This window comes from Micromonospora sp. NPDC005197 (genome assembly GCF_040608295.1).
Lineage (GTDB): Bacteria > Actinomycetota > Actinomycetes > Mycobacteriales > Micromonosporaceae > Micromonospora.
The window spans coordinates 1-7,854 of record NZ_JBEXHY010000188.1 but is presented as its reverse complement, the minus strand read 5'-3'; the positions used below and the strand labels follow the sequence as shown (position 1 = coordinate 7,854).

The window sequence follows — 7,854 nt, the reverse complement described above, 5'->3', positions numbered from 1 at the left end:
GGCGGAACCGGTAGTTCCGTCGCCGCGCCGGCCCCGTGGTGGGCGCAGCGATTTCTATCGGTGCGTCCCCGAGGTGTCCGCCGGGCTCAGCTCCGGCTCCATCGTTGGTTGGCCCCGCCGTTGCAGTCCCAGATCTGGATGCGCGTGCCGTTGGCCGTACCGTTGCCGACCACGTCCAGGCACCGGCCCGAACCCACTCCGGTGATCGAGCCGTCGGCGTTGAGCCGCCACCGCTGGTTGGACTGGCCGTTGCAGTCCCAGATGATCACCGAGCTGCCGTTCGCGGTGGCGGCGCCGTTGACGTCGAGACACTTGCCGCCGAAGACGCGCAGCTCCTGGGCGGCCGTCGAGGTCCAGCTCTGGTTGCTCTGGCCGTGGCAGTCCCAGATGATCGCCGCCGTGCCGTTGGCCTGCGAGGCGCCGTTGACGTCCAGGCACCGCCCGGAGGCGGTGTTGCGCAGGGCCGACGTGCCGCTCGGAGGCGGGGTGGTCGGACCGCCGGTGGGTGACGCGGTCGGGCTCGGCGTCGGATCGGTGCTGCCGAACTGGGTGAAGAACCTCCACACCTCGCCCTTGGTCCAGGTCCTGGCGCCGCTGTCCCCGCCGCCGTCCACCGGGCCGGGGGTGTGCCCGCCGTCGAAGGCGGCCCACACCACGGGATAGCCGGCACGGCATCCGGAGTAGGTGGTGGTGATGTGGGTCAGGCTGCCCGCTCTCGGCTCGGGCGGGCTCTGTGGGGTGCAGCCGTTGTTCCGCACGAACGTGTCACGCAGGGACCGTCCGGCGGAGATGTTGAGCACCGGGTCCCCGATGCCATGGATTCCCATGTACGCGATCGGCTGGGTGCCGCCGCTGCACCCGCTGAGCTGCCCGCCGGAGTAGACCGCTACAGCGCGGAAGACACCCGCTCGCGAACAGGCCAGCGAATAGCTCATGCCTCCGCCGTAGCTGAAGCCGAGCGCGAAGAGTTGCGTCGTGTCGACACAGAGGTCGGCCTCGATCAGGCTGATCATGTTGTCGACGAAGGTGACGTCCTGGCCGCCGGGGTTGGCCCAGCCGTTACCGTTGCCCTGCGGGGCCACGAAGATGGTGCTGTTGTTCGCCTGCTGCCGCAGTCCGTAGTACGACCAGGCCGCGCCGTCCGAGCCGCCGCCGTCGACGTCGTTGGCGGTGCCGCCGTTCCAGTGGAATCCGAAGATCAACCGGTACGGGTGGTTCCGGTCGTAGTTGTCGGGGATCCTCAGGATGAAGCTACGGTTCTGGCCGCTGCTCTGGATGGAGCGTGAACCGCTGGTCAACGTGGGCGCTTTGCCGCACCCGGCGGTCGCGGCGGCCGCTGTGACGTTCGCGGCCGACGCGGTGGCGCTCAGGCCGCCGGTCATTCCCGCCACGCCCACGGTCGCGACGACGAGCGCGGCCGTCGCAAGAGAACCAAGGAGGGGTCTACGTCTTGTCATGAGGGGGCTCCCGCCATTCGGCACGAACTGATTCAGGTGAAGGGGCGCGCGACGACCACTCCTGGTCACCCCGCCGACACCGCTCGTCGCCGAGGAACCGCGGGAAGACGCGATGTGCCCACGCCGACGCCCGGCTCGTCGCCACAGGTACCCGCCACTGGTCTCGCCGCCCATGCGGGACCAGTTGGTCGTTGAATCGTCGGTGGCCACATTGTTCGCCCGAACACCACACGACCGGCCGTCGGAGAATGCCGGAGATGCCCGGCCCGCGGTCGAATCGATTCGCTCCGACGCTAGATCCGACAGTGAAATATGTCAATGCCGTGTCCAACGGGTTGCGGCCCGGGGCGTCCGGTCAGCGGTGCGGGGCTGCTCGTACGTCGGCGAGGTGTTCGGTAATGCGGAGCAGCACCTGGCCTGGTGCGTCGGGAACGACGGCGGCCGTGTCGGCGAGTGCGCTGGTCAGGGGCGGTCCACGGCCGCCGATGGCCGACGGCGGTTCGCCCCTCGGCGAAATAGGGTAAGGGGGAGGTCAACGGTGTGGGGAGGTTGTAGTGGATTTGCTGTTGTCGGTCCGGCCGGGCCGCGGCTGCACGGTGCTCGAGGTGCGCGGCGAGCTGGACATGGCGACGTCCCCACAGTTGCGCGAAGGCCTGCAAGGGTTGGCTGATGCCGGGGAGCGCCTGGTGGTGGTGGACCTGGCCGGGGTGGGATTCATGGACTCCAGCGGGCTGGGCGCGCTGGTGGTGATGTTCAAGGCGTTACGGGATGTCGGGGGTCGGTTGTGCCTGGCCGCGGCGCAGCCCGCCGTACGCAGTGTCCTGTCGATCACATCGGTGGATCGGGTCATCGGCATCTACGACAGCGTGCCGGCGGCTGAAGCGGATCTCCGTCCCGCCGACGCGACCGGCCGCTAGTTCACCCGGCGCTGGCGCGTTCCTGGTCGGCGCCAGCGCTGGTCCGCCGGTCCTCGCTGTGTCCGCCGTGCCAGTCGACGACGAACAGGGTGGCGTCATCGGCGAGCGTCGGTCCGCTGACCTCCAGCACGGCGTCGGCCAACGCCCGGACGGCCTCGCGGGGGTGCAGACCGGCGATCGAGCGCAACATGGCCGGCAGATCCAGGCTGGCCGCGTTGCGTTCCCGCACTCCGTCGGTGCCCACCACCACACGGTCGCCGGGGCGCAGCGCGACGTCGCCGGCGCAGTACGTGGCCTCGGCGAACATTCCCAGCGGGAAGTTGCCCGGCAGCGACAGCATGCGGGTGTCCCCGTCGCGTACCAGCATCGGCGGGATGTGCCCGGCGTTGAGCAGCGCGCACACGCCCGTGCGCAGGTCGAGACGGCCCAGTAGCGCGGTGACGAAACTGCCGGGCACGGCGGTGTGTTCGGCCACCTCGGCATTCGCGGCCTCGGCCTGCTCCACCAGGCCCACCCCGCGACGTCGACCGTTGCGCAGACTGCCCACCCCCAGGGTGGCCGTCAGCGCGCTGGCCACCCCGTGACCCATCGCGTCGGTGACGCTGAAGTGCAGCACGTCGCGGGCGAGGCTGTAGTCGAAGGTGTCCCCGGCGACGCTCGCGGCGGGCTCCAGCCAGCCGGACAGGGTGAACGCGCTGGCCTCACACGTGAACGAGCCGGGCAGCAGGCGGCGTTGGATCTCTCTCGACAGGGTGAACGGGGTCGTGCGTTGCCCCCACTCGAAAAGGTCGGTGTGCCGCCGGTTGGCGATCACCACGAACGCCAACACGTGCGCCGTGCGGCCGATCTCCTCCAGCTCCCGCGGATCCGGCTCGTTCGGCAGGACCATCTCGAGCAGGCCGATCGCCTCGCCGCGGTCGGTCACCGGCGCCAACACCGTCGCCCGGCAGCGGCCGAGGAAAAGGCCGCGCACAGGCGGCGGAGGCCCGCGCTGAGACGCGTCACGAATGGTGATCGCACAACTACTCCTCCGGGCGTGCAACTTCCCGGGCGACCGGATCCGTTCTACCTCCGTCACGAGGAGGCAGTCGACTTGAGAGCCGAAGACGAGCAGGCATTCCGTGAGTTCGTGACGTCGGAGATGGCGTCGCTGCGCAAGCTGGCGTACGTGACCTGCGGCGACTGGCACACGGCAGAGGACGCCGTGGCCAACGCGTTGGTCAAGCTCTACCCCCGCTGGAGGAAGCTGGACCGACCCGATCTCTACGTCAAGACGATGGTCTATCGGGCCGCGGTCGACGAGACCCGCCGGCCCTGGCGGCGCGAGCGGGCGGCTGGCGACGCCATGCCGGACGTCGCGCTGCGGGACCCGACCGGCGCGACCGACGAGCGGATGCGCCTGCGGGCGGCCCTCGACGCCGTTCCGCCCCGGCAGCGGGCCGCGGTGGTGCTCCGGCACTACCTGGGTCTGAGCCTGGAGGACACGGCCGGCGTCCTCGACTGCACGGTCGGCACAGCCAAGAGTCAGGTCTCCCGTGGCCTGGCGAAGCTGCGCGTGTCACTAGCCGGCGAACGCATCAATCTCACCGGAAAGTCGATTGAGGAGTGGACCAATGCAGTTGCATGAGTTCGTGGACGCCGTGACGGGCGAAGAGCCGCCGATGGCCCGCACCGCGGACGACATCATCGTGGCAGGGCGGCGGGCCGAGCGGCGTCGCCGGGCCGGGTTCGCGTCGGCCGGCGTGGCCGGTCTCGTCGTGGTCGCGGTCGCCGGCGCGTTCGTGCTGCCCACCCTGGGCGCCGAGCAGAATTCGCCGGCCCCGGTCGGCGCGGCGACGTCCAAGGTCGCCGAGGCCACGTGGTCCGACGCCGTGCCGTTCACCTTCACCTTTCAGGGGTACGACGCCGGCACCCTGCACGTGCAGGACCCGATCGTCGCGTCCACCGCCTACCAGATCGCCTCGGTCTACTCCGACGGCCACACCTCGAACGACAAGCCCCTCACCGAGGAAGAGGCCGCGGCGCTGGGCGGCGCCACCGAGCAGGACAAGAAGAAGGCCGCCGGGGGGAAGCCGAGCCTGTGGGCGTATCTGACCGTCTACCGGCCGGGCGTCTTCGACCCCGCGAAGATCAAGGGCGGCACGGACGTCACCGTGGCCGGGCGCAGGGCCGTGCGGGCGCTGCTGCCGGTCGGCCTCGACCCGCAGAACCAGGTGGACGCAGGCAACAAGCTGTTCGCCTGGGAGTACGCCGACAACGCCTGGGCGGCTGTTACGTCGATCTCCAGCGACGAGGCGACGCCGAGCTTCGAGGACCTGGGTGGCCTGGTCGAAGGCCTGAAGCCCAGCAAGCCGACGCCGGCTCTGGTGCCGTTCACGGTGGGCTACGTGCCGGGCGGCTACGTGCCGCTGCAGATCGGCACCCACGCGCTTCCCGGTCTCAGCGGCATCGCCGCGGCCCGTGCCGGTGACTACGGCGGCGCGACGTACACCAGGCCAGCCGCGCCCACCACGGGCCTGACCGCGCCCTACGACACGGTCGAGGGCGCCATCAAGGACGGGTTCCACATCTTCGTCACGCCCAGCACCAGCTCGAACCAGTCGCCGGAGCCCGGCGCGACGAAGTGCTACAACGTGTCCGACCAGCGCCGCCAGGGCACCGGCCCCGAAGACGGTGGCTTCTGCAACCTCTGGAGCGCCGACGGGAAGGTCGTCGTCCAGGTCAGCACCAGCGGCCTTGGCAACGGACTGCCACGGGCCGAGCTGGAGAAGATCGCCAAGGGGGTCACGGTCGCCGACGTCGGGAACGAGTCGACCTGGACCCCCGCCGCGGACGCTCTGCAGCCGTAAACGATCGGCACCGGCCACCACGACAGCACGGATCGTCTCCCACCTGCCGCGCAGCCACGGCGGTGATCGCACACCAGGTGCGGTCACCGCCGTCGCGCGTTCGTGGTCGTCAGCGACAGCGGGCCGACCAGCCACCGCCTGATCGGGGGAGACGGCTGTCGCGTCGCAGTGGCCCTGCGCGAGCCGTGACGCACCCGGCCGCTGCCTCAACGACGAGCCCGCACTCTTGGCAGCGACGCCCGCCTCCGCTACCGTCCTTGGGAACGCTCCCATGAACTTAGATACATCAATGTGATCAGGAGGAAACACGTCGTGGCTATCCTCTCCCCCCGGCGCCGTAGATCGGTGGCCCTCAGTGTGGCGGCCATCGCGGGCACCGCCGCGGCCAGCGTCTGCTACGCCGTCGGCGGCGCGTCCGCCGGCACGGTGTCCGGGTCGCTCTACCGCGACCCGAGTTCGGCCGTCGTCCGCTGGGTCGCCGCCAACCCCGGCGACTCGCGTGCCGCCGTCATCCGCGACAAGATCGCCAGTCAGCCGCAGGCCCGCTGGTTCGCCAACTTCAACCCGTCGACCGTGCAGTCCGAGGTCTCCGGGTTCGTCGGCGCCGCCAACGCGGCCCAGCAGATCCCGCTGCTGGCGGTCTACGAGATCACCAACCGGGACTGCGGCGGGGCCAGCGCGGGTGGCGCCCCTGACCTCAACCAGTACCAGACCTGGGTCTCCAACTTCGCCAGAGGACTCGGCAACCAGACGGTCCTGATCATCCTGGAAACCGACTCGCTCGCCCTGCAGACGTGCCTGAGCAGCGGTGAGATCAGCGCACGCAACCAGGCGATCACGACGGCCACCCGGACCATCAAGTCGGCCAACCCCAACGCCAAGGTGTACCTCGACGGCGGCCACTCCACCTGGAACAGCGCGGGTGAGACGGCCAACCGGCTCCGCGCGGCCGGCGTGCAGTACGCCGACGGTTTCTTCACCAACGTGTCGAACTTCAACTCCACCTCCGGCGAGGCGAACTTCGGCCGCTCGGTGATCTCCGCCCTCAACGGTATGGGGATCTCGGGCAAGCGCCAGATCATCGACACCAGCCGCAACGGGGGCGCCAGCGGGGACTGGTGCGGCGACGACAACACCGACCGGCGCATCGGGACGTACCCGACCACCAACACCGGCGACGCCAACATCGACGCGTACCTCTGGGTGAAGCCGCCGGGCGAGGCCGACGGCTGCCGCTACACGGCTGGTTCGTTCCAGCCCGACCTGGCCTACAACCTGGCCAACGGCGCGCCCAACCCGCCGACCACCGCTCCGCCGACGACGGCCCCGCCGACGACCGCTCCGCCGACCACGGCCCCGCCGACGACCGCCCCGCCCACCACGGCCCCGCCGACCACCGCGCCCCCGACCACGCCGCCGCCGACCGGTAACCGATGCTCCGCGTCGGTGGCGGTCAACCAGTGGTCCGGCGGATTCACCGCGAGCGTGACGGTCACCGCCGGCTCTGCGGACATCAACGGCTGGACCGCGACGATCACGCTGCCCAGCGGCGCCGCGATCACCGGCACCTGGAACGCCCAGGCCAGCGGCACCAGCGGAACCGTCCGGTTCACCAACGTGGGCTACAACGGACACGTCGGCGCCGGGCAGTCGACCAACTTCGGCTTCCAGGGCACCGGCACCGGCCCGGCGACGGTCATCTGCGCGGCCAGCTGATTCCGCCTGCGACGGCCCGGCGTGGAGGACCACTCTCCGCGCCGGGCCCGGCCCCGTGCTGGGTACGGGCCGGACCGAGTACGGCGAGCAGCGGCAGCATCGACGCTGGCAGACCGACCGCCGTCCCGGCATGGATGCCGCGACCCGGATCATTCTCGGCGCCCTGCACATCGCGGGTCGCGACGGTGCTGATCCCGGTCATGCCCCGCTCCGCCGCCGGCTCCGACCTCACTACGGTCGTCGACGACGACCGATGACCCTGAACCACGCCACCGCGGTTCAGGGGTAGTCGGCAGCGGCGGCCTGGGACGCGATTCGTCCGCCCCACGCGGCTGTCCGGCTTCGCCTCGATGACCGACACCGGCCCTGCGTTTCCGTCAGGGAGAGTTCGGGAGAGCGGTTGCGACAACTCACGTAGAGATTCAGCAGGTCAGCCACTCTGATGGGTGGCGACCAACAAATCTAGGCCGAGAAGACTAGACATCCTCTGCGGTGTGGCATACTCTTCTTCGAGTCGAGAGAGCAAAGATCCGTCAAGACGCAGACGGGCTGTCCGGCCGTGAGATCACGACGGGCGGCGAGGAGCGGAACGTGATCCATCGTTCCCTCTATGGAAGAAGGCAGTAGGAACACAGCCCGGCGTGATGCGAGCCGGGCGCAGGTGGGGCCAAGGCTCTTTTTGGGGCTCCAGCTGTTGTTCGCCGTACGTGTGGGGGCCATGAAGTCGCGTGGGGCTCCAGCACCGGCGGATCGTACGTCAGCTAGGGAAAGAGGTAGTAGAGGAAAGGGAGGGCCGTACACCGTTGGATCGCCCGCCGTTGGCCGTCATGTCAGGCCGGGCGGACACCGCAGTTTCCATCGAACGAGAGGTGGTCTCCGGTCACGCATACGCGATCCTCGCACCCGAAGCCGTTC

The 7,854-nt window shown here is 70.0% G+C and carries 7 protein-coding genes; 4 read left to right on the top strand and 3 right to left on the bottom strand.

Annotation, left to right across the window (positions count from 1 at the left end):
- Positions 1 to 86 precede the first annotated feature (86 nt).
- On the bottom strand, positions 87 to 1,457 hold the full coding sequence (locus tag ABZU46_RS29985; protein WP_354863021.1) for a lectin: 1,371 nt from the start codon (positions 1,455 to 1,457) through the stop codon (positions 87 to 89).
- A gap of 554 nt (positions 1,458 to 2,011) precedes the next feature.
- Between ABZU46_RS29985 and ABZU46_RS29980 the strand changes: the two genes are divergently transcribed.
- Entirely contained in the window at positions 2,012 to 2,374 is a 363-nt protein-coding gene (locus ABZU46_RS29980; RefSeq protein ID WP_354863019.1) for an STAS domain-containing protein, read from the top strand.
- Position 2,375: 1 nt separating this feature from the next.
- On the opposite strand, the gene ABZU46_RS29975 is transcribed toward ABZU46_RS29980, so the two are convergent.
- Positions 2,376 to 3,299, bottom strand: coding sequence for a PP2C family protein-serine/threonine phosphatase (locus tag ABZU46_RS29975; protein ID WP_354863018.1), 924 nt, complete (start codon positions 3,297 to 3,299; stop codon positions 2,376 to 2,378).
- 168 nt (positions 3,300 to 3,467) lie between these two features.
- On the opposite strand from ABZU46_RS29975, the gene ABZU46_RS29970 reads away from it, so the two are divergent.
- The 3 genes from ABZU46_RS29970 to ABZU46_RS29960 all read left to right on the top strand — a co-directional run bounded on the left by ABZU46_RS29970 (position 3,468) and on the right by ABZU46_RS29960 (position 6,939).
- Positions 3,468 to 4,001: a SigE family RNA polymerase sigma factor gene (locus tag ABZU46_RS29970; RefSeq protein WP_354863016.1), complete on the top strand. Its 534-nt coding sequence runs from the start codon at positions 3,468 to 3,470 to the stop codon at positions 3,999 to 4,001.
- Positions 3,988 to 5,223 (top strand): hypothetical protein, encoded by a 1,236-nt coding sequence (locus tag ABZU46_RS29965; RefSeq protein WP_354863014.1) that lies wholly within the window; start codon positions 3,988 to 3,990, stop codon positions 5,221 to 5,223. The genes ABZU46_RS29970 and ABZU46_RS29965 overlap by 14 nt, the downstream gene beginning before the upstream one ends.
- Positions 5,224 to 5,535: 312 nt before the next feature.
- Positions 5,536 to 6,939, top strand: coding sequence for a glycoside hydrolase family 6 protein (locus ABZU46_RS29960; RefSeq protein WP_354863012.1), 1,404 nt, complete (start codon positions 5,536 to 5,538; stop codon positions 6,937 to 6,939).
- Here ABZU46_RS29960 and ABZU46_RS29955 read toward each other — a convergent pair.
- Positions 6,920 to 7,141: a hypothetical protein gene (locus tag ABZU46_RS29955; protein WP_354863010.1), complete on the bottom strand. Its 222-nt coding sequence runs from the start codon at positions 7,139 to 7,141 to the stop codon at positions 6,920 to 6,922. The two genes, ABZU46_RS29960 and ABZU46_RS29955, sit on opposite strands and share 20 nt — an antisense overlap.
- Positions 7,142 to 7,854 lie beyond the last annotated feature (713 nt).